General features: G+C 38.1%; 22 protein-coding genes and 1 pseudogene. All 23 read left to right on the top strand.

Going from position 1 to position 19,956, the window contains the following annotated elements:
- The first annotated feature begins 57 nt into the window (after nt 1-57).
- The gene (locus MUN87_RS02885) at nt 58-582 is read left to right on the top strand and encodes a QcrA and Rieske domain-containing protein (RefSeq protein ID WP_244747860.1); all 525 of its coding nucleotides are present in this window, start codon (nt 58-60) and stop codon (nt 580-582) included.
- Entirely contained in the window at nt 583-1,257 is a 675-nt protein-coding gene (qcrB, locus tag MUN87_RS02880; RefSeq protein WP_244716873.1) for a menaquinol-cytochrome c reductase cytochrome b subunit, read from the top strand.
- A 27-nt stretch (nt 1,258-1,284) separates the two neighbouring features.
- Nucleotides 1,285-2,079, top strand: coding sequence for a menaquinol-cytochrome c reductase cytochrome b/c subunit (locus MUN87_RS02875; protein WP_244746141.1), 795 nt, complete (start codon nt 1,285-1,287; stop codon nt 2,077-2,079).
- A 139-nt stretch (nt 2,080-2,218) separates the two neighbouring features.
- Nucleotides 2,219-2,809: a lipoprotein heptaprenylglyceryl N-acetyltransferase LhaT gene (gene lhaT, locus MUN87_RS02870; RefSeq protein ID WP_244746140.1), complete on the top strand. Its 591-nt coding sequence runs from the start codon at nt 2,219-2,221 to the stop codon at nt 2,807-2,809.
- Nucleotides 2,810-2,886: 77 nt separating this feature from the next.
- Nucleotides 2,887-3,603, top strand: coding sequence for a sporulation protein YpjB (locus MUN87_RS02865; protein WP_244746139.1), 717 nt, complete (start codon nt 2,887-2,889; stop codon nt 3,601-3,603).
- A 210-nt stretch (nt 3,604-3,813) separates the two neighbouring features.
- Entirely contained in the window at nt 3,814-4,491 is a 678-nt protein-coding gene (locus tag MUN87_RS02860) for a zinc metallopeptidase (protein ID WP_244746138.1), read from the top strand.
- Between the two features lie 66 nt (nt 4,492-4,557).
- Nucleotides 4,558-4,908 (top strand): nucleotide pyrophosphohydrolase, encoded by a 351-nt coding sequence (locus MUN87_RS02855; RefSeq protein WP_244746137.1) that lies wholly within the window; start codon nt 4,558-4,560, stop codon nt 4,906-4,908.
- Nucleotides 4,901-5,701, top strand: coding sequence for a 4-hydroxy-tetrahydrodipicolinate reductase (dapB, locus tag MUN87_RS02850; protein ID WP_244746136.1), 801 nt, complete (start codon nt 4,901-4,903; stop codon nt 5,699-5,701). The genes MUN87_RS02855 and dapB overlap by 8 nt, the downstream gene beginning before the upstream one ends.
- Before the next feature lie 12 nt (nt 5,702-5,713).
- Nucleotides 5,714-6,109, top strand: a complete 396-nt coding sequence (gene mgsA / locus MUN87_RS02845; RefSeq protein WP_244746135.1) for a methylglyoxal synthase — start codon at nt 5,714-5,716, stop codon at nt 6,107-6,109.
- A 24-nt stretch (nt 6,110-6,133) separates the two neighbouring features.
- Nucleotides 6,134-7,258 carry an N-acetyl-alpha-D-glucosaminyl L-malate synthase BshA gene (gene bshA / locus MUN87_RS02840; protein WP_244746134.1) on the top strand — a complete coding sequence of 375 codons (1,125 nt, stop codon included), beginning with the start codon at nt 6,134-6,136 and terminating at the stop codon, nt 7,256-7,258.
- A gap of 1 nt (nt 7,259) precedes the next feature.
- Nucleotides 7,260-8,450, top strand: coding sequence for a CCA tRNA nucleotidyltransferase (locus tag MUN87_RS02835; protein ID WP_244746133.1), 1,191 nt, complete (start codon nt 7,260-7,262; stop codon nt 8,448-8,450).
- A complete protein-coding gene (locus tag MUN87_RS02830) occupies nt 8,437-9,414 on the top strand; it encodes a biotin--[acetyl-CoA-carboxylase] ligase (RefSeq protein WP_244746132.1) in 978 nt (325 codons plus the stop codon). Before MUN87_RS02835 ends, MUN87_RS02830 begins: the two co-directional genes overlap by 14 nt.
- 12 nt (nt 9,415-9,426) lie before the next feature.
- Complete coding sequence (gene panB / locus MUN87_RS02825) at nt 9,427-10,263, top strand: 3-methyl-2-oxobutanoate hydroxymethyltransferase (protein ID WP_244746131.1); 837 nt, start codon at nt 9,427-9,429, stop codon at nt 10,261-10,263.
- Nucleotides 10,264-10,267: 4 nt separating this feature from the next.
- Nucleotides 10,268-11,140 (top strand): pantoate--beta-alanine ligase, encoded by an 873-nt coding sequence (panC, locus tag MUN87_RS02820; protein ID WP_244746130.1) that lies wholly within the window; start codon nt 10,268-10,270, stop codon nt 11,138-11,140.
- An 11-nt stretch (nt 11,141-11,151) separates the two neighbouring features.
- Entirely contained in the window at nt 11,152-11,535 is a 384-nt protein-coding gene (gene panD, locus MUN87_RS02815; protein ID WP_244746129.1) for an aspartate 1-decarboxylase, read from the top strand.
- A 63-nt stretch (nt 11,536-11,598) separates the two neighbouring features.
- On the top strand, nt 11,599-14,265 hold the full coding sequence (dinG, locus tag MUN87_RS02810) for an ATP-dependent DNA helicase DinG (RefSeq protein ID WP_244746128.1): 2,667 nt from the start codon (nt 11,599-11,601) through the stop codon (nt 14,263-14,265).
- Nucleotides 14,266-14,330: 65 nt separating this feature from the next.
- Complete coding sequence (locus MUN87_RS02805) at nt 14,331-15,158, top strand: ComEC/Rec2 family competence protein (protein ID WP_244746127.1); 828 nt, start codon at nt 14,331-14,333, stop codon at nt 15,156-15,158.
- Between the two features lie 148 nt (nt 15,159-15,306).
- Nucleotides 15,307-15,480: a YpmA family protein gene (locus MUN87_RS02800; protein ID WP_244746126.1), complete on the top strand. Its 174-nt coding sequence runs from the start codon at nt 15,307-15,309 to the stop codon at nt 15,478-15,480.
- Complete coding sequence (locus MUN87_RS02795; protein WP_244746125.1) at nt 15,446-15,979, top strand: cell wall elongation regulator TseB-like domain-containing protein; 534 nt, start codon at nt 15,446-15,448, stop codon at nt 15,977-15,979. The genes MUN87_RS02800 and MUN87_RS02795 overlap by 35 nt, the downstream gene beginning before the upstream one ends.
- An 18-nt stretch (nt 15,980-15,997) precedes the next feature.
- Nucleotides 15,998-17,178: pseudogene (locus MUN87_RS02790) on the top strand (pyridoxal phosphate-dependent aminotransferase).
- Nucleotides 17,179-17,201: 23 nt separating this feature from the next.
- The gene (asnS, locus tag MUN87_RS02785; protein ID WP_244746124.1) at nt 17,202-18,494 is read left to right on the top strand and encodes an asparagine--tRNA ligase; all 1,293 of its coding nucleotides are present in this window, start codon (nt 17,202-17,204) and stop codon (nt 18,492-18,494) included.
- A gap of 114 nt (nt 18,495-18,608) precedes the next feature.
- Nucleotides 18,609-19,286: a DnaD domain-containing protein gene (locus tag MUN87_RS02780; RefSeq protein WP_244746123.1), complete on the top strand. Its 678-nt coding sequence runs from the start codon at nt 18,609-18,611 to the stop codon at nt 19,284-19,286.
- 5 nt (nt 19,287-19,291) lie between these two features.
- Nucleotides 19,292-19,954: an endonuclease III gene (gene nth, locus MUN87_RS02775; protein ID WP_244746122.1), complete on the top strand. Its 663-nt coding sequence runs from the start codon at nt 19,292-19,294 to the stop codon at nt 19,952-19,954.
- Nucleotides 19,955-19,956: the final 2 nt, after the last annotated feature.

Below are 19,956 nucleotides of genomic sequence, written 5' to 3'. Positions count from 1 at the left end.
AGTAATATAAGAGATAATGATCCATGATGTCGGAATATGTGTAGAGGGGGGTAAATGATGGCAGAGAAAAAGCAACAAGTGTCCCGTCGCCAATTTTTAAATTATACGTTAACAGGTGTTGGGGGATTTATGGCTGCAGGTATGCTTGCACCTATGGTACGTTTTGCGATTGATCCAGTATTGCAAGCTTCAAGTAGTGAAGAAATGCATGCAGTAGTGGATGTATCCGAATTAACGAATGAACCACAGCGTTTCGATTGGACGATCGAGCAAGTTGATGCGTGGTATACATCAAACGTAACTCATAGTGCCTGGGTTTATAGGGATGAAAATGATGAAATTGTTGCATTATCACCAACTTGTAAACACTTAGGTTGTGCGGTTAACTGGAATAGTAATCCAGATTTTCCGGAAGAATTTTACTGTCCATGTCATGGTGGACGTTATTACAAGAGTGGTTTGAATGTACCAGATACACCACCAAATGCAGCACTTGATACATTCCAAATGGAAGTAAAAGAAGGAACTTTATATCTTGGAGATACAGTTCCAAATCCTGTCCAGGAAGGAGGAGCAAATTAGATGTTACAGAAAGTTTATGACTGGATTGATGAACGTGTAGATATTACTCCGATCTGGCGTGACATAGCAGACCACGAAGTACCGGAGCATGTAAACCCTGCACATCACTTTTCAGCTTTTGTATATTGTTTTGGCGGGTTAACTTTCTTTGTTACAGTAATTCAAATCTTATCAGGTATGTTCTTGACGATGTACTATGTTCCTGATATTGAAAATGCATGGCGTTCTGTTTATTATTTACAAACAGAGGTGGCGCATGGCCAGATTGTACGAGGAATGCACCACTGGGGAGCTAGTGTAGTTATAGTAATGTTATTTTTACATACGTTGCGTGTTTTCTTCCAAGGGGCTTATAAGAAGCCACGTGAGTTAAACTGGATGGTAGGAGTATTGATTTTCTTCGTTATGCTTGCTCTAGGTTTAACCGGTTACTTATTACCATGGGATAACAAAGCTTATTTTGCAACAGTTGTTACGCTTCAAATTGTGGAAGGGGTTCCTTTTATCGGTGAATTTGCTAAAACGCTTTTAAATGGTGATCCATCCATTGTCGGTGCACAAACACTCGCAAGATTCTTTGCCATTCATGTATTTTTCTTGCCAGCTGCTTTATTTGTATTGATGGCTGTGCACTTTATAATGATCCGAAAACAAGGTATTTCTGGTCCATTGTAGAATTTAGACAGATAAGGAGGGATAGCGTTGAAACGAGGTAAAGGGATGAAGTTTGTTGGCGATTCACGTGTGCGTGCTGACAAACCGAAGTTTATTCCAAAAGATTATTCAGAGTATCCTGGTAGAACAGAGGCTTTTTGGCCGAACTTCCTGCTTAAAGAATGGTTAGTTGGTGCGGTATTCTTAGTTGGTTTCTTATGTTTAACAATCGCGCACCCTGCTCCATTAGAGAAGTTGGCTGATCCAACAGATACAGCATATGTACCATTACCGGACTGGTACTTCTTATTCTTATATCAATTATTGAAATACAAATTTGCAAGTGGTGCTTTCAACGTCTTAGGTTCCGTTGTTATTCCGGGTCTTGCTTTTGGTGCCTTATTTTTAGCACCTTTCTTAGACCGTGGAAAAGAACGTCGTCCACATAAGCGCCCCATTTCAACAGGATTAATGCTGCTAAGTATTGTGGCAATCTTCTGGCTAACATTTGAAGCTGCTCATCACGTTGATTGGGAAGCAAAAGCAGAAAATAATAAACCTGAGTTACCGGAGGAAAATGCTGTAGAAATTGATCAGTCTGATCCCGGTTATGAGGTTTATCAAGCCAACAGTTGTATTCAGTGTCATGGTGATGATTTATCAGGTGGCGCTGCAGCTCCTTCCTTAATTGGAACGGAGCACGGTGTTGACGAAATCAAAGACATTGCTGTTAATGGTATAGGAACTATGCCAGCAGACCAGTTTGCAGGTTCTGACGAAGAATTACAGCAACTTGCTGAATTTATCGTGTCTGTTAACGAACAGGCTGCAGAAGGTGATTAACACATATTCGAAAACCCTCGCTCTCACATATCGGGCGAGGGTTTTTATCACGGTATAAATCGAAAGTAATACACGTTTCAAAGATTCATGTTACATAATTGATGTTCTTATTTTAACTAGCAAATGTTAGGGGAAAAAGATGATGAGAAAATTTTTGTTTCATCCAAATATGATAGCTTTGTTATTCATTGTTAATTTATTTGGTACAATCTATGGATACTTTTGGTACGGAAATCAGCTGGCAGATACACCTATTCCATTCCTGTTATTTGTTCCTGACAGTCCGACAGCAAGTTTATTCTTCACTATTTTCTTGTTTTTTATTTTGAAGGGAAAAAATGTCCCGCTGATTGAAGCACTCGCCTTTACCACTTTAGTGAAATATGGGATATGGGCAGTGATTATGAACATTTTGACATTAATCGTTACAGGTGATTTAAGCTGGCAAGGATATATGTTGATTGCATCTCATGGCGCTATGGCTATTCAGGCATTTCTGTATGCACCACTATATAAAATAAGATTAGTCCATTTAACCATTGCCGGAATTTGGTTGCTCCATAACGAAATGATTGATTATGTTTATGGGATGATGCCTGTTTATGGCAGTTTATCTGACTACCAAACACATATTGGCTATTTCACGTTTTGGCTATCTGTTGTTACCATTTTAACTGTTTACTATTGGTCTGTTCATCGTAAAGGACAAAATTACAAACTGGCTAGATAGCTTTAAACAAAACGGTTGCATATCTATTCGCACTCCATCATACATTTTTAAAAAGAAAGATGGAAGAAGGGGTAGCTGTGCATATTCGCTTGATGATCGTGTTTTTTTTCTCATTAATGATAATACAAGCATTTGTTCATAGTAATGTATTGGCGCAGCAAGATGCGCGATATATGTATACATTCGAAAGGCTGGTACAGGAACAGCGATATGATGTTGCACTGCAATTAATGGAGAATAATAAATCAACGATACTGGAAACTGCTGCTAGTGAAAAGAATGAATATGAAGCAGTCATGCAGCAATATTTGGAAAGTGGAACAGAGGTTTTACAAGACGAGTCAGCAAGTTATAGCGAAAAAAGAATGGCGGCACAACAAATCTTAATTTTGTGGGATGCCATTCAAAACGAAAATGCTCCACTCTGGACAACGTGGAAGCAAGAATTAGATAAAAAAATGGAGCGAATTCTAGCGAAAGAATCTGTTAGTACAGAGGATATCGAAGAAATTGCATACTACGTACAAGTAATTTCTCCAGTAGCCAAATTGCACCTTGATGATGAGCAGTATCAGGATTACCAAGCATCTATCTCTTTGTTGACGAATAATCAAGAGCAATCTAATGAAAAAGAACTAGAGGAGACCTTCTCACACATTTCCCAGCTCAATAGTGATACGATGAATCATGCAAATGCAGAATATACAAAATGGTTAATTTTTATCGTATTCGGTTTTATTTTCCTTAGTTTATCTTATGTAGCATGGGCAAAATATAGAGGAGAAGCAGTATAAAGTGAGACTTCAATCAGTGGGTTTGCTTTCTCCGACTGATTGCTAGCGGAACTTATCAGGGAGTTATCGTCCGTTTACCCCCACTTAGCTTCTTATTTATCGCATCTTGAAGCTGGGGCGTTAGCGCCGTGATAATCATTACAATTGACACTTTGTCGGATTTTGACTAAAATTAACGGTATAAATGAATACTATGATGGAGGATTGTACATGCTAGGGTATTTAATATATCTGGTTTTATTAATTGCTGTACCACTTTGGGCTCAATCCAAAGTAAAGAACACTTACAAGAAATATTCAAAAGTAATGAATGCAAATAGGATGACTGGTGCAGAGGTAGCCCGTAAAATATTAGATGATAATGGGTTGTTTGATGTCAGAATTGAAGAAACAAAAGGTACGTTGTCTGATCACTATGACCCTCGTAAGAAGGTCGTACGATTATCGAGCGATAACTATCATGGTTACTCTGCTGCTGCATCTGCGATTGCTGCGCATGAGGTAGGACATGCGATTCAAGACGCTGAATCATATGCGTTCTTACGTTTTCGCCATACATTAGTGCCAATAGCAGGACTTGGTGATAAGATGTCCTTTATTTTTATCATCGCAGGAATCTTATTAGGGGCAATGAACTTAGTACTTGTTGGGGTTATTTTTATGTCATTCGCAGTATTATTCCAACTCGTAACACTTCCAGTTGAGTTCGATGCTTCTAATCGGGCAATGAACCAATTAGTTTCTACTGGTATTATTCGCAATAATGAAGAACGTCAAACGAAAAAAGTATTAAATGCTGCCGCGTTAACATATGTTGCAGCAGCATTGGTTGCTGTAGCGGAGTTAATTCGCTTTGCATCCATGTTTTTCCTTGCGAGCGATGAATAAGTTTTTTTATGATGGAAGACAGATGTTTAAACATCTGTCTTTTTATTTAACAATGGAGGTTGTTGAATGTATAATAAAGAAAGTATGGAGAACATGCAGCAACGAGTCGACCAATATATATCCCAATACAAAGAAGGTTATTTTTCACCATTAAGTTTGATGGCTCGATTTACCGAAGAAGTAGGTGAATTAGCCCGTGAAGTCAATCACCAGTATGGTGAAAAAACAAAGAAGGATAGCGAGAAAGACAATTCGATTGAAGCAGAATTAGGAGATTTGCTGTTCGTCATCATTTGCTTTGCTAACTCACAGGGAATCAGCTTGGATAAAGCATTTGAACGTACAATGAATAAAATCGAAACACGAGATGAAAATCGTTGGACAAGGAAAAACAGTCAGGAGGATCACAATGAGTAAAGTAAAAGTTATTGTTGCCGGCCCACGTGGAAAAATGGGCAGTGAAGCATTACGTATGATCGAAAAACAGGATGATTTAGAATTAGTTGCTTGCTTAGATCATAAATTTGAAGGTAAGAAAATTAATGAATTCGAAGATTTACCCAATTTCGATGTAGACATTTACACAGATATTGAGCAATGTTTTCAAGCGGTTGAAGCCGATGTGTTAGTTGATCTTACGACACCGGAATTTGGCTATTTACATACAAAAACAGCAATTCAATACGGAATCAGACCTGTTGTAGGAACAACAGGATTTAGTGACGAACAACTTCAAGAATTAACGGATTTGGCAGAAGAGAAAGGAATCGGTGTCATTATCGCACCTAACTTTGCTTTAGGGGCTGTATTAATGATGCAGTTTGCCAAATGGGCAGCGAAATACTTTCCGGATGTTGAAATTATCGAAAAGCATCACGATCGTAAATTAGATGCTCCTTCTGGAACAGCAGTGAAGACAGCGCAATTGATTCAAGAAGAGAGGGAATCCAAAACGCAAGGACATCCTGATGAGAAAGAAACGATTCAGGGAGCACGAGGAGCAGATGTGGATGGCATGAAAATTCACAGTATGCGGTTACCTGGTCTTGTAGCACATCAGGAAGTTGTATTTGGTTCAGCGGGTGAGAACTTAACCATTAAACATGATTCCTTTCATCGTGAATCTTTCATGACAGGTGTGAAGCTTGCCATTGATCATGTCATGAAGTTGGATCTGCTTGTTTATGGATTGGAGAACATTTTAGAATAGGGGGAGATCACCTTGAAAATTGCCTTAATCGCACATGATAAAAAGAAACAAGATATTGTGAATTTTACAATTGCTTATACAGAAATTTTAAAACAGCATACATTATTTGCTACCGGAACTACAGGAAAGAGAATCAGTGATGCTACGGGACTGGAAATTCATCGCTTTCAATCAGGTCCATTAGGTGGTGATCAGCAGATTGGAGCAAGAATTGCCGATAATGAAATGGACTTGGTTATTTTCTTCCGAGATCCTTTAACTGCTCAGCCACATGAGCCAGATATTAGTGCATTGATGCGCCTTAGCGATGTCTATCAGATCCCGTTAGTAACGAATCTTGGTGGGGCAGAAGTCATGATAAGAGCACTAGATGCCGGTTTCTTCGATTGGCGTAAATTACAAGATTAAAAATTATAAGAGGTGGGTTGCCATATGCTTAAAATCGGAATTACATGCTATCCATCTGTCGGTGGATCTGGAATTATTGCGACTGAACTTGGGAAAATGTTAGCCAAACAAGGTCACGAAATCCATTTCATAACATCTAGTATACCCTTTAGACTGGACTCTTTTTATCCGAATATTTTTTTCCATGAAGTGGAGTTAAATCATTATCCAGTTTTTCAATATCCACCTTACGATTTAGCGCTGGCAACAAAAATTGCAGAGGTAATTGATACAGAACAGTTAGATATCATTCATGCACATTATGCAGTGCCACATGCTATTTGCGCTATTTTAGCAAAACAAATGGCAAAGCACCCTGTCAAAATTGTAACAACCTTGCATGGTACGGATATTACCGTACTTGGTATCGATCATAGCTTGAAGAAAATGATCCAATTTGGTATTGAACAGTCAGATGCTGCTACGGCCGTAAGTGAAAGTCTCGTTGGGCAAACGAAAGAAATGCTTGGAGTTAAGAGCCCGTTACATGTTATTTATAACTTTGTAAACGAGCTTGAATATGTTCCAAATCAACGTCACCATTTAAAACAAAAATATGGAATTGGAGAAACGGATAAAGTGCTAATCCATATCTCTAACTTCCGTAAAGTAAAGCGATTGGAAGATGTGATTCATACCTTCCAAAAAGTCCATGAAAAAGAAAAATCACACCTATTGCTCATTGGAGATGGTCCGGAATATGGAAGGATTTATGATCTGGTTCGTGCGTTAGGATTAGAAAATGTGGTGCACTTTCTCGGAAAACAAAAGAATATCCCGGAATTACTTTCGATCGCTGATATCAAATTACTGTTATCAGAGAAAGAAAGCTTCGGCCTAGTACTGCTTGAGGCAATGGCTTGTGGTGTACCATGTGTCGGTTCGAATATCGGTGGCATTCCTGAAGTGATCGCTGACGGCGAAACAGGTTTTATTGAAGAATTAGGGGATACAGATGCTTTTGCATCAAGAATATTAGAATTGTTACAAAACAAGCAGAAATGGCAACGATTTTCGAAGAATGCGATCAATAGGGTAACAAATTGTTTTTCATCGGAAGAAATCAGAAAACAATATGAAAGCTTATATTATCAAGTATTAGGTGAATAAAATGACAGATCCGTTATTTCTATTAGCACAAAAAGTTATAAAAAAATTAGAAGCCCACCATTACCGAGCCTATATTGTCGGAGGTGCTGTACGCGATGCATTACTTAAACGGCAAGTAGATGACATCGATATTACGACATCTGCTCTACCTGAAGATATTCAACAAATTTTCCCTAAAGTAATTCCAACGGGTTTACAGCACGGAACGGTTACTGTTCGATTTCAGCAAACTTCTTTTGAAGTGACAACATTTCGTACAGAAGGTAAATACAGTGATTTTCGACGACCCGATCAGGTACAATTTGTTTCTGATTTGAAAGAAGATCTGGCTCGGAGAGATTTTACAATGAATGCGATCGCGATGGACTCCTCCTTCCAGCTAATTGACCCATTTGCCGGAATAAAGGACATGGAGTGTAAATTAATCCGCACGGTTGGCGATCCGAATCAACGCTTTCTAGAAGATCCATTGCGCATGATGCGTGCAATCAGGTTTCAAAGTCAGCTAGGATTTTTAATTGATCAAGCGGCTATTCAAGCAATCATGAGGCATCGGAAGTGGTTATCCAAAATAGCTGTTGAGCGTATTGCTGTCGAATGGGGCAAAACCATTACTGGTAGTCATTTCCCACAAGCGAATCAAAGTCTAGTTGATTCCGGCCTTATAAAATACCTCCCGGTTATGGCGGGGCACAATGGGATACGACAAGTAATGAAAGGATTAGATCAATCATTTACGAGTATAGCTGCTTTTGTCGCATATATGCACTTACAGGACCAAACGGTTTCCATTTCTACCTGGAAAAGAGAATGGAAATTTTCTAATCAGATAAAAAGGGATAGTGAGACACTGTATAAAAGTGTCGTTTCTTACCCGGCGAATTCGCTAAGTTGGATTGTCTATCAACTAGAAAATCATTTACTCACTGACTTTCAATTTCTCTTCCAGGTGTATCACCAGCAGCAATGGTCTGTTTCTTATTTGCGACAGCAGAAAGAAAGTCTTCCCATTGTAAGTCGATCAGAGCTCGCTGTGAACGGGAAAGACATTATTGCCTTATTCCCTAATAGGCAAAAAGGCGCTTGGATTCAGGAGATATTGTCTGCGGTTGAAAAAGCTGTTGTCGAGCAAGAGGTGCATAATAACAAAACTGATATAAGAGAGTGGTTGCAAAATAATGATTTCCAGTAAACGTTATCAACTAATTTCCATATTAGCAGAACAAGGTGATAATTATATTTCCGGACAAATGCTTTCGGAACGCTTACAAATTTCCCGTACTGCTATCTGGAAACATATGAATGAACTGAAGAAAGATGGCTATCAATTTGAATCAGCACCAAAGAAAGGCTATCGTTTAATAAAAAAGCCCGACAATTTGAATGAGAGCACGATCAAGTGGGGATTAAAAACAAATTGGCTCGGAAAGCAAATTGAGTTTCAAGAGTCGATGACATCTACACAAGATATTGCACATGATTTAGCAAGAAAAGGCGCGGCACATGGAACCGTTATTACTACAAACAACCAGTTGCGTGGTCGCGGTCGAATGGACCGCACATGGCATTCAGATAACGATGGCGGTATTTGGATGAGCTTGATTTTGCGCCCGGATATTCCTCCACACCAAGCTTCACAGATTACTTTGTTTGTTGCAGTTACCTTAGTAGAATCATTAGAGAGGCATACTGGACTTGATATTCAAATCAAATGGCCAAATGATCTGTTTATTAATGGGAAAAAAATATCTGGCATTTTAACGGAGATGCAAGCTGAATTAGAATCGATTCAATACTTAATTATCGGGTTTGGGATCAATGTCAATCAATCGATGGAACAACTTCCATCTGAGATTAATAAACGATCTACATCATTACGAATGGAATCCGATAATAATTGGGATAAGCTGACATTAATCCAACAATTACTGCATGATTTTGAAAAAGCTTATGAATTATATTTTGAAACTGGTTTTGAACCAATTAAACAAAAATGGTTGAAGCATGCATATAAATTGCATGAGTTGGTTCATGTCAAAACGTTTCAAGAAGAGTATGACGCTGAAATTAAAGGAATTTATGATGACGGTGCGTTAATCGTTACAAAACGAAATGGAGACGATGAACGTATTTACAGTGCAGATATTACATGGTAAGGAAGTGTAATAATGAAAAACACGTTACAGTTGCAAAAAATGAAGCATAACAGTGAAAAAATTTCGATGGTGACAGCTTATGATTATCCTTCTGCAAAAACTGCAGAAGCTGCAGGCATTGATATGATTCTTGTAGGTGATTCATTGGGAATGGTTGTACTAGGTTATGATTCAACCATTCAAGTCACTGTTGAAGATATGATTCATCATGGTAAAGCGGTTCGCAGAGGGGCACCCGATACTTTTACTGTTATTGATATGCCTTTTATGTCTTACCACATATCCGTTGAGAAAGCATTAGAAAATGCACAACTGATCATGCAACATACCAATGCTCAAGCAATAAAAGTAGAAGGGGCCTCTGTGCATACACTGCAGCTAATTCAACATCTCACTGAAGCTGGAGTTCCAGTTGTCGGGCATCTTGGTTTAACGCCACAGTCTGTCCATGTGTTAGGCGGCTATCGAATTCAAGGGAAAGATAAACAAACGGCCGAAAAATTAATCAATGATGCTAAGCAGTTAGAGCAGAATGGAGCGGTTGCAGTTGTATTAGAATGTGTACCTGATCAACTAGCTAAGCATATTAGTCAAGGGCTATCCATTCCAACAATTGGTATTGGGGCAGGAAAAGACTGTGATGGTCAGGTTCTGGTTTACCATGATATCGTACAGTATGGTGTTGATTTTAAGCCGTCATTCGTTAAGGTATATAGTGAAATAAGTCCTATAGTCACGGATGCACTGGCACAATACCATCAAGAAGTAAAGGATAGACAGTATCCTGATGATACTCATTCATTTAAGATGGACGATCAACTAGTAAAGGAATTGAACCTGGAGGAATAACATTGTGAAAGTAATACGAACTGTTAACGAATTGACTTCTATTACAAAAGAGCTTAAACAACAACAGCAATCAATCGGTTTTGTACCTACTATGGGTTTTTTACATGAAGGACATACTACACTAATGGACGAAAGTAAAAAATATGCCGAAGTACTAATTGCGAGTATTTTCGTCAATCCATTGCAATTTGGTCCAAATGAGGATTTTGAGCGCTACCCACGCAATGAAGAACGAGATTTAGAGATGGCAGAAGCGCATGGAGTGGATTATTTATTCCTGCCAACCGTGGAAGAAATGTATCCAGTCCGTTCGACAGTGACGGTATCGGTCCACAATCGGACAGATGTACTCTGCGGAAGAAGCAGACCTGGTCATTTTGACGGGGTAGCGACGGTTCTGACCAAACTGTTTCATCTTACGAAGGCAGACTTTGCTTTCTTTGGTTTAAAAGATGCACAACAAGTGGCCGTTGTTGAAGGATTAGTTGATGATTTTAATTTTGATACAACGATAATCGCGGTTCCTACTGTAAGGGAAATTGATGGATTAGCAAAAAGCAGCAGGAATGTCTATCTTTCCGAACAAGAACGGGATGAAGCGGTTCATTTATACAAATCTTTACAAGTTGGAAAACAATTAATTATTGACGGTGAAAGAAATACTGATATGATAAGAGAGAAAGTAAAAAACTATATTTACGCTAATACAAGTGGCCGAATAGATTATGTAGAGATATTAGCTTTTCCCTCGTTAACCGAAACTGAACAACTAAATCAACAAGTCATTATTGCTTTAGCTGTTCAGTTTTCGAAAGCAAGATTGATCGATAATGTAATTGTCGATTTACAAAGAACATTGCCTAAAGCTAGTGTTTAGGAGGAACTTATATGTTTCGTACTATGATGAAATCAAAAATTCATCGCGCACGCGTGACCGAAGCGAACTTGCAATATGTTGGCAGTATTACCATTGATGCGGATATTATCGATCAAGTTGGTATTTTACCACACGAAAAAGTGCAAATTGTAAATAATAATAATGGAGCACGTATAGAGACTTATGTAATTGCAGGTGAAAGAGGAAGTAAGGTAGTGTGTTTAAATGGTGCGGCTGCTCGACTGGTGCAACCGGAAGATATTATTATTATTGTTTCCTATGGTATTTTCTCAGAAGAGGAATTATCGAACTTCAGGCCGAAAGTTGCCGTGATGGATGACAATAATAATATTCAGGAAATGTTAGATCAAGAACCACCATTAACTCGCGTATAGCACCGGAAAACTCTTATCCCTTTAGGTAAGAGTTTCTTTTATATAGAGGTGTGCCGGATTGAATTGGAATTTTTAGTATCGGAGATGATCGTTTTGCAAAAATATGTCGTATTAGATGTGGAAACAACAGGACAATCAGCAGCCAAAGGCGATCGAATCATAGAAATAGCTATTGTTTTAATCGAAAATAACCAAATTACATCACAGTATAGTCAACTGATCAATCCGGAGAAGCCGATTCCCGCTTTCATATCACAACTAACTTCGATCACAGATGAAGATGTAGCAACAAAACCAGTTTTTTCTGAAGTTGTAGCAGACTTTATACATATGTTTGATGATGCAATTTTTGTAGCTCATAATGTATATTTCGACCTTACATTTTTGAATGAAGAATTAGAACGGAATGGTCATTCACCAATCAAACCCAAAGTTATGGATACGGTTGAACTTGCAAGGATTCTGTTACCTAAGGCTTCAAGTTATAAACTAAACGAACTGGCAGAATATTTGTTAATAAGTCATGAGAACCCGCACCGTGCGATATCTGACGCTTTAGTGACAGCAGATTTGTTCATTATACTGTTGCATAAATTGCGATCCTTACCACTGGTGGTAAAAGAACAATTACGTTACCTTTCGAGGCGCCTCCGCTCAAATATGGATCAATTAGGAGAATTGCTTGATTCGCCGGTACAGCGAAGTGATATTGATATTTATCAGGGTTTTGCTTTGAAAAGTACTGTTTCATCTGAACAGCATGAAGACGGAATTGATGATACTTATGGCGAGTTTCTGGAGAAGATGTACGGTAGGGAGGGGCAATTAGCTTCACTATTCACTGAATATGAAAAAAGACCCTCTCAACAATTTATCAGCGAAAAAATCTATGATCACTTTCGTTCACATGAACATGCATTGATTGAAGCGGAGACTGGACTGGGCAAGACAATCGCCTATTTAATACCTGCTGTCTATGAAGCATTGCATCACAATCAACGTGTTGTCATAAGTACAACGAACACGAACCTGCAATCACAATTAATAGAAAAGGATTTAAACAAACTTCAGCTTCAACTGCCAGTAGCCATTGTAAAAGGAAAAAATCATTATTTAAGTCTGCAGAAGTTCGAGCAATATTATCATGATTCCAGTTATTTTTCGTACCAGGATGTTCTGTTCAAATCGATGATCTTAGTTTGGTTGACAGAGACAACGACAGGGGATCTGGACGAAATTCAGTTTGCCGTTGATAAACAACCTATCTACCATCAGATTATTGTAAATCATGAACGAACAGCTGCTCCATGGAAAGAATATTGTTTTTATCGAAGAATGCTCAATAAGGCCAAATCTGCATTAATCATCGTCACCAATCATGCTTTATTAACAATTGACAGCAAGACTGAACGTCCTTTATTACCAAATTACCAGCGATTAATTGTAGATGAAGCCCATCAACTGGAACAAGTGGCGACAAACCATTCGGGTCTATCATTGAGTTATTTCGAATTAACATCGTACTTACAGCTGCTCGAAAAAAATTACGGCAATCTAAGTGATATGCTAACGAGAATCGAGCATGTGAAATACGAAGCAGACATTTTATTTCGACAGCTGTTTCAATTAGTAAAAAACGAGAACCAGAAACAAAAATCTGTTACTGAAATTGGCAGATTTAAAGCAGTATGGGAACCAAATGAACAAACAAAGGATAGCGTTGATCGAACAGTCATGATGCTCGCATATTTAGGTGAACGTCTGGAACAGATTGATGAGGAAGAACAAAATCAATTGGGACAGATAAAACAAACCCTCCAACGTTTATTAGCAGTTGAAGACAACGCATCGGTTACATGGCTGGAAATTGATCAGAATGGAGCAGAGAATGCGGTTTTTGTTCACCAGGAACCTTTTTCTGTTCAAACGCTTCTTCACGACCAATTATTTAACAGAAAAGAAGCAATCATTTTAATTAGTGCAACTTTAACCATGAATAAGTCTTTTCAATATATACGCAATAAATTAGGCATGAGCACGTTATCTGCAAAAGAATATATGGTGGAGCACCATTTTGATTATAAACATAATGTCGAGCTATTAATACCTGATGATTTACCCGCTATCCAATACCCGCGTAATGATGATTTTATTTATGCTGTCAATGAAGCGATTATTTCTCTTGCTGAACAGTCGAGTGGCAGAATGCTTGTTCTGTTTACCTCTTATGATATGTTACGCAAAAGTTATTATTTACTAAAAGAATCAGATTATTTGTCGGATTATATGATCATTGGTCAAGGTGTTACTTCTGGAAGCAGAAACAGACTGATCAAACAATTTCAAGGATTTGATAAATCCATTCTGCTCGGCACTAATGCATACTGGCAAGGTATTGATATACCTGGTGAAGACCTGTCATGTCTAATGATTGTCAAATTACCATTTCAATCACCACAAGATCCGGTATATAAGAAAAAGGCGAATTATTACCAGGCCAAAGGAATTAACCCTTTTATGGAAATCGCGCTGCCTCAGGCAGTACTTCAATTTAAACAAGGGTTCGGGAGATTAATCCGCAAAAAATCAGATCGTGGAGTTATTTTTGTAATGGATGACCGATTAATGACGAAGCGATATGGCAGAACATTTATGGGATCGATTCCTGAAATTCCAGTTCATTATGATCACTTTGAAAAATTGTTAAACCGAGTCAGGAAATGGTTATGATAAACTAAACCATTTTGTGAGAACCTATGTAGTACAAATCATCGAAGAGGTAGGTTGGTTCTCCAATGAAAATTCGGCTAATATGCAGCATAATTTTATACGTTATAACTCTGGCTGTGTTCTCTCAAGTCTCTGCCATTCCGGATGTTGAAATACCGCAAATGAGTGCAAATCAAATCGACATGGTATTTTTCAATGTGCCTCACGGAGAGGCAAGTTTATTAACCAATTACCAAGGTGAACATATATTAGTCAATACGGCATCCAAAAAAAGTCAAAAAACGTTGTTTGAAAATTTGTCCAAGTTGCAAGTAGACAAAATTGAGACCATTATCATTACGAATCAATCTGAGGAATATACAGGAAATTTGCTGTATTTTATCGAGCATTACCAAGTTGAGAATGTCATTCTACCACCTAATATGAATGTACAATCTTTAGAAGAAGACGTGACGGTACAGAAGTGGAAACTAGATGACCATTTTAAATTGTGGAGTGATTTGGCTTTCCGTACATTAGATGAAACAAAAGATGGTGACATCTCTTTCTTAATGGAGTACGGACAAGAGTCTATATTGTTTTTAAATGATAAGGACACTGCCATTGAGCGTAAATTAATGAATCAGACAGTTAACGTCGATATCTTAAAAGTTGCAGCATTTGGAAGTGGAAACTCACCTTCGCAACGCTTTTTGGAACAAATAGATCCATATATGGGCATTATTTTCCCGAGTCAGACACACAAAATTAATGAATCCCTGATTGAACGTCTTAATGCAACATGGATCGATGTTTATTTCTTAAAGCAATCTGGAACGGTTTTTGTCCGTTTAAACAAGGATGATTACGAAATTCTAACAGAAAACAGCTCTGTAAGTTCCTTACACCGTTAAATCCGTAAATATAATTCAAAATCTGCTTAGTTTTCAGTTGAAAAATTACGGCATCTGCATCAAAATAAAGAAAGAAAAGAATTCTCTTACCATCTCTGTACAGATTACATCCCACATACATGATTTTTATTACTGGAGGTGTTACCATATGAGCCAATCAAAAATTACAACATTATCGACAGTGCAAATTGATCATGCTGATGATTTATATAAAATAGTGGACAGCTTGAATCGAACGCTAAAAGAGGATAATTTGATGTTTGGATTAACATTAAGCGAGGATAACCATGAAAAAGCAATCTTTACCATTTATCGGACCTAATAAATGGTGGCTCATTGTGGCACTTATTGTCATTGTTGCTTTGATCGCCATTTATTATTTTGTCTCACTGTATCAAGATGTAATCGAAAGTAAAACAAATCAATTTGATGAAGTACGTCAATATACATTAGCTAATACCTCGCTTGACCAAATACATAGTATGGAAAGATATCATGGTGACCAATTATACTACGTGTTAGAAGGGGAAGACGATCAACAGCAGGACACTTTAGCATATGTTTTCCAGACAGAGGACGGTCAGTGGGATAACCATTTGTATAATGAAGAATCATTTTACTCAGAGAAGGAACTTTTAACGGAATGGCGTGATCGTTGCAATGAATGCGAGTATTTAGGATCTACATTTGGCATCGATGAAGAAATGCCTATTTTGGAAATTAAATATATGGATACGTCAGATCGTTTAGTTTATGAACATGTCTTATTAGAAGATAAAACACATTATCGATTAACTTTAACCCCATCATTTCAATATTAGAAAGGTGATTAAATAAATATGGATTTAGCAAACAGAGTACAAACTTTAACCCCATCAACAACACTAGCCATCACAGCGAAAGCAAAAGAATTAAAACAGGCAGGTCATGATGTAATTGCCCTAGGTGCAGGTGAGCCCGATTTCAATACACCTGAACATATTTTGGACGCTGCATCTAAATCAATGTATGACGGATTTACCAAATATACACCATCAGGTGGTACGGTAGAATTAAAAAAAGCAATTCAGAATAAAATGCAAGATGATCAGGGCTTGGCATATGACCTCGATCAAATCATTGTTACCATTGGTGCGAAACATGGTCTGTATACATTATTTCAAGTACTGTTAAACAAAGGGGATGAAGTTATTGTTCCCGCTCCATACTGGGTAAGCTATCCGGAACAGATTAAATTAGCAGAGGGAAAACCAGTATTTGTGGATGCTCAAGAAGAAAATGAATTTAAATTAACACCAGAACAGTTAGAAAATGCAATTACAGCCAAAACAAAAGCTGTAATCATCAACTCCCGAGTAATCCAACAGGGGTTATGTATGATAAGGAAGAATTAGAAGCACTAGGAGAAGTTTGTTTGAAGCATAATATTTTAATTGTTTCAGATGAAATCTATGAAAAATTAACGTATACATCTACGAAGCATGTGTCCATTGCTGAGCTTTCTCCCCAGTTAAAAGAACAAACTGTTGTCATTAACGGTGTTTCCAAATCTCACTCTATGACAGGCTGGAGAATCGGGTATGCAGTAGGGAACAAAGCAATAATTAAAGCGATGACGAACTTGGCATCTCATTCTACTTCTAATCCGACATCAATCGCACAAGTAGCAGCAGAGGCTGCATATACAGGTGATCAACAGCCAGTGGATGTGATGAGAGAAGCTTTTGCAGATCGTTTAGAGAAACTGTATGACTGGCTGGTAGCCATTCCAGGAATTGATTGTGTCAAACCTAAGGGTGCATTCTACTTATTCCCAAATGTTAAAAAAGCAGTAGAAATGAACGGATTCGAAACAGTAGATGAATGGGTTACAGCATTATTGGAAGAGGAAAAAGTAGCATTGGTTCCCGGATCTGGATTCGGTGCACCGGATAATGTCCGTCTTTCTTACGCCATTTCATTAGAACAACTAGAAGAAGCTGCAAACCGTATTAAACGTTTTGTAGAGAATCACAGATAAGTATAGATAGTGGAGGCAATAACATGAAAACAACGATAAATAAGGCAGCGGCCAATGTAAATCAGGAAGTGACAATTGGAGCATGGCTAGCTAATAAACGTTCCAGCGGAAAAATCGCATTTTTACAACTTCGTGACGGTACAGGTTTTATACAAGGTGTTGTCGTAAAAGCGGATGTAACAGAGGAAACGTTTCAATTAGCAAAATCAATGACACAGGAAACATCTTTGTACGTTACAGGTACGATAGTAGAGGATACACGTTCACCTTTTGGCTACGAAATGCAAGTCAAAGAATTAGAAGTGATCCATGAAGCATCTGATTATCCGATTACACCAAAGGAACATGGAACAGAGTTCTTAATGGACCATCGTCATCTGTGGTTACGTTCGAAGAAACAGCATGCGATTATGAAAATTAGAAATCAAATCATTCAATCAACCTATCAATTCTTTCAAAAAGAAGACTTTGTGAAGATTGATCCACCTATTTTAACGGGGGCAGCAGCAGAAGGAACGACAGAATTGTTCCATACAAAATACTTTGAAGAAGAGGCATATTTATCCCAAAGTGGTCAACTATACATGGAAGCTGCAGCTATGGCTTTAGGACGGGTATTTTCATTCGGTCCTACATTCCGTGCCGAAAAATCAAAAACTCGTCGCCATTTGATTGAATTCTGGATGATTGAACCAGAAATGGCTTTTGTTACACACGAAGAAAGTCTGGAAATCCAAGAAAACTATGTCTCCTATGTGATTGAGCAAGTATTAGAACATTGCCAATTAGAACTAACAACATTAGAACGTGATATCGATGCGTTAAAGAAGATAAAAGCGCCATTTCCACGCATTACTTATGATAAAGCAATCGAAATGCTGAAAGAGAAAGGTTTTACTGACGTAGAGTGGGGAGAAGACTTCGGTGCACCTCATGAAACAGCAATTGCTGAAAGCTTTGATCAGCCAGTGTTTATTACACATTATCCAAAAGACATTAAAGCTTTCTATATGAAACCAGATCCTGAGCGTGATGATGTCGTACTATGTGCAGATTTAATCGCACCAGAAGGATATGGAGAAATCATTGGTGGTTCGGCAAGAATCGACGACTTGACATTAATGGAACAACGATACCAGGAGCATAACCTAGCTGGTGATGCTTATCAGTGGTATCTTGAATTAAGAAAATACGGAAGTGTTCCGCACGCTGGCTTTGGTTTAGGTCTAGAACGAACAGTAGCCTGGATTAGTGGAGTAGAGCACGTCCGTGAGACGATTCCATTCCCTCGATTATTAAATCGTTTATATCCGTAATGGAACGATAATCCTTTGCATTCGTTGTGCAAAGGATTATCGTATTTTACAGCTTAGGACAGTCTTATTACACAGGTCCGATGTTCACAATGATAGAAGGTGGTGATTAGAATTATGCGCGAAAAAATGCAGACAATATTATTTGACCAGGTCAATCTTCCAGCTCTTTTGATTGAACGATTTGCACAGTTAGGTATGAACGAAACACAACTTGCAATTATTTTACAAATCTATACCGCACAACGGCGTGGAAATAATTTTCCTACACCAGAAGAACTGTCCAGACAGCTAACGATCAGTAGCGAGGCATGTTCCAACCTGTTACGTCAGCTGATACAAAAGGGCTTTCTTACGATTGAAGAAGACAAGGAAGACGAGCAGATTATAAAAGAAACGTATTCATTTGAGCCACTATGGGAAAAACTGTATCAACCAGAAGAAAAACCGAGAAAACAAACGGAAGATAAAGTAGGAGAGGTCTTTCAAAAGTTTGAACGTGAATTTGGCAGACCACTTTCTCCGTTTGAAATTGAGATGATTAACAATTGGCTTGATGAGGACAAGCATGATATGTCATTAATATATGCTGCCTTACGAGAAGCGGTATTAATGGGGAAGATCAATTTTAAATATATTGATCGGATTTTAATGGAGTGGCACAAGAAAGGAATCAAATCTCCCCAACAGGCTCAACAGACGAGCAGGTCGTTCCATCAAAACCAAACGAATACAACAGCAAAAAAATCCCATTCATATGATAAATCCCTTTATTATAACTGGTTAGAGGAGTAAGATACATGTTAACAATGAAAGAAATAGCAATTGTGCGGAAGGAATTAGAGAATATGTTTCCTGATGCTGAATGTGAGTTGACACATGAAAATCCATTTGAATTAGTAATAGCTGTTTTACTATCTGCTCAATGTACAGATGCCTTAGTAAATAAAGTAACAAAAGATCTATTTCAGAAATACAAAACACCCGAGGATTACTTGGCTGTTAGCTTAGAAGAATTGCAGTCAGATATTCGTTCCATTGGTTTATATCGCAACAAATCAAAGAACATTCGTAAGCTGTGCGAAACATTAATAGAAAAATACAATGGTGTTGTCCCTCATACAAAAGAAGAACTCGAAGGTTTAGCAGGAGTGGGTAGGAAGACAGCAAATGTAGTAGCTTCTGTTGCTTTTGGTGAACCGACCATTGCTGTTGATACTCATGTAGAGCGTGTTTCTAAGCGGCTAGGAATTTGTCGTTGGAAAGACAGTGTGTTAGAGGTGGAGAAAACACTGATGCGGAAAATACCAAAAGAAGAGTGGAGCGATACGCATCATCGAATGATTTTTTTCGGTCGGTATCATTGTAAAGCAAAAAGTCCACAATGTGAGATCTGTCCATTATTAGATTTATGCCGGGAAGGTCAGAAAAGAATGAAAAAAAGCAGCAAGGTTATCGTGTAACC

The organism is Gracilibacillus salinarum (assembly GCF_022919575.1).
Taxonomy (GTDB): Bacteria; Bacillota; Bacilli; order Bacillales; family Amphibacillaceae; genus Gracilibacillus; species Gracilibacillus salinarum.
The sequence above is the reverse complement of the archived record's forward strand: the minus strand, read 5'-3'. Positions and strand labels throughout refer to the sequence as shown.

What these genes read in the sequence shown, in the direction of transcription:
- MUN87_RS02885 (WP_244747860.1), top strand. Translation starts at nt 58, where the DNA reads ATGGCAGAGAAAAAGCAACAAGTGTCCCGTCGCCAATTTTTAAATTAT.
- qcrB (WP_244716873.1), top strand. Translation starts at nt 583, where the DNA reads ATGTTACAGAAAGTTTATGACTGGATTGATGAACGTGTAGATATTACT.
- lhaT (WP_244746140.1), top strand. Translation starts at nt 2,219, where the DNA reads ATGATGAGAAAATTTTTGTTTCATCCAAATATGATAGCTTTGTTATTC.
- MUN87_RS02860 (WP_244746138.1), top strand. Translation starts at nt 3,814, where the DNA reads ATGCTAGGGTATTTAATATATCTGGTTTTATTAATTGCTGTACCACTT.
- MUN87_RS02855 (WP_244746137.1), top strand. Translation starts at nt 4,558, where the DNA reads ATGTATAATAAAGAAAGTATGGAGAACATGCAGCAACGAGTCGACCAA.
- dapB (WP_244746136.1), top strand. Translation starts at nt 4,901, where the DNA reads ATGAGTAAAGTAAAAGTTATTGTTGCCGGCCCACGTGGAAAAATGGGC.
- bshA (WP_244746134.1), top strand. Translation starts at nt 6,134, where the DNA reads ATGCTTAAAATCGGAATTACATGCTATCCATCTGTCGGTGGATCTGGA.
- MUN87_RS02835 (WP_244746133.1), top strand. Translation starts at nt 7,260, where the DNA reads ATGACAGATCCGTTATTTCTATTAGCACAAAAAGTTATAAAAAAATTA.
- MUN87_RS02830 (WP_244746132.1), top strand. Translation starts at nt 8,437, where the DNA reads ATGATTTCCAGTAAACGTTATCAACTAATTTCCATATTAGCAGAACAA.
- panB (WP_244746131.1), top strand. Translation starts at nt 9,427, where the DNA reads ATGAAAAACACGTTACAGTTGCAAAAAATGAAGCATAACAGTGAAAAA.
- panD (WP_244746129.1), top strand. Translation starts at nt 11,152, where the DNA reads ATGTTTCGTACTATGATGAAATCAAAAATTCATCGCGCACGCGTGACC.
- MUN87_RS02805 (WP_244746127.1), top strand. Translation starts at nt 14,331, where the DNA reads ATGAAAATTCGGCTAATATGCAGCATAATTTTATACGTTATAACTCTG.
- MUN87_RS02800 (WP_244746126.1), top strand. Translation starts at nt 15,307, where the DNA reads ATGAGCCAATCAAAAATTACAACATTATCGACAGTGCAAATTGATCAT.
- MUN87_RS02795 (WP_244746125.1), top strand. Translation starts at nt 15,446, where the DNA reads ATGAAAAAGCAATCTTTACCATTTATCGGACCTAATAAATGGTGGCTC.
- asnS (WP_244746124.1), top strand. Translation starts at nt 17,202, where the DNA reads ATGAAAACAACGATAAATAAGGCAGCGGCCAATGTAAATCAGGAAGTG.
- MUN87_RS02780 (WP_244746123.1), top strand. Translation starts at nt 18,609, where the DNA reads ATGCGCGAAAAAATGCAGACAATATTATTTGACCAGGTCAATCTTCCA.
- nth (WP_244746122.1), top strand. Translation starts at nt 19,292, where the DNA reads ATGTTAACAATGAAAGAAATAGCAATTGTGCGGAAGGAATTAGAGAAT.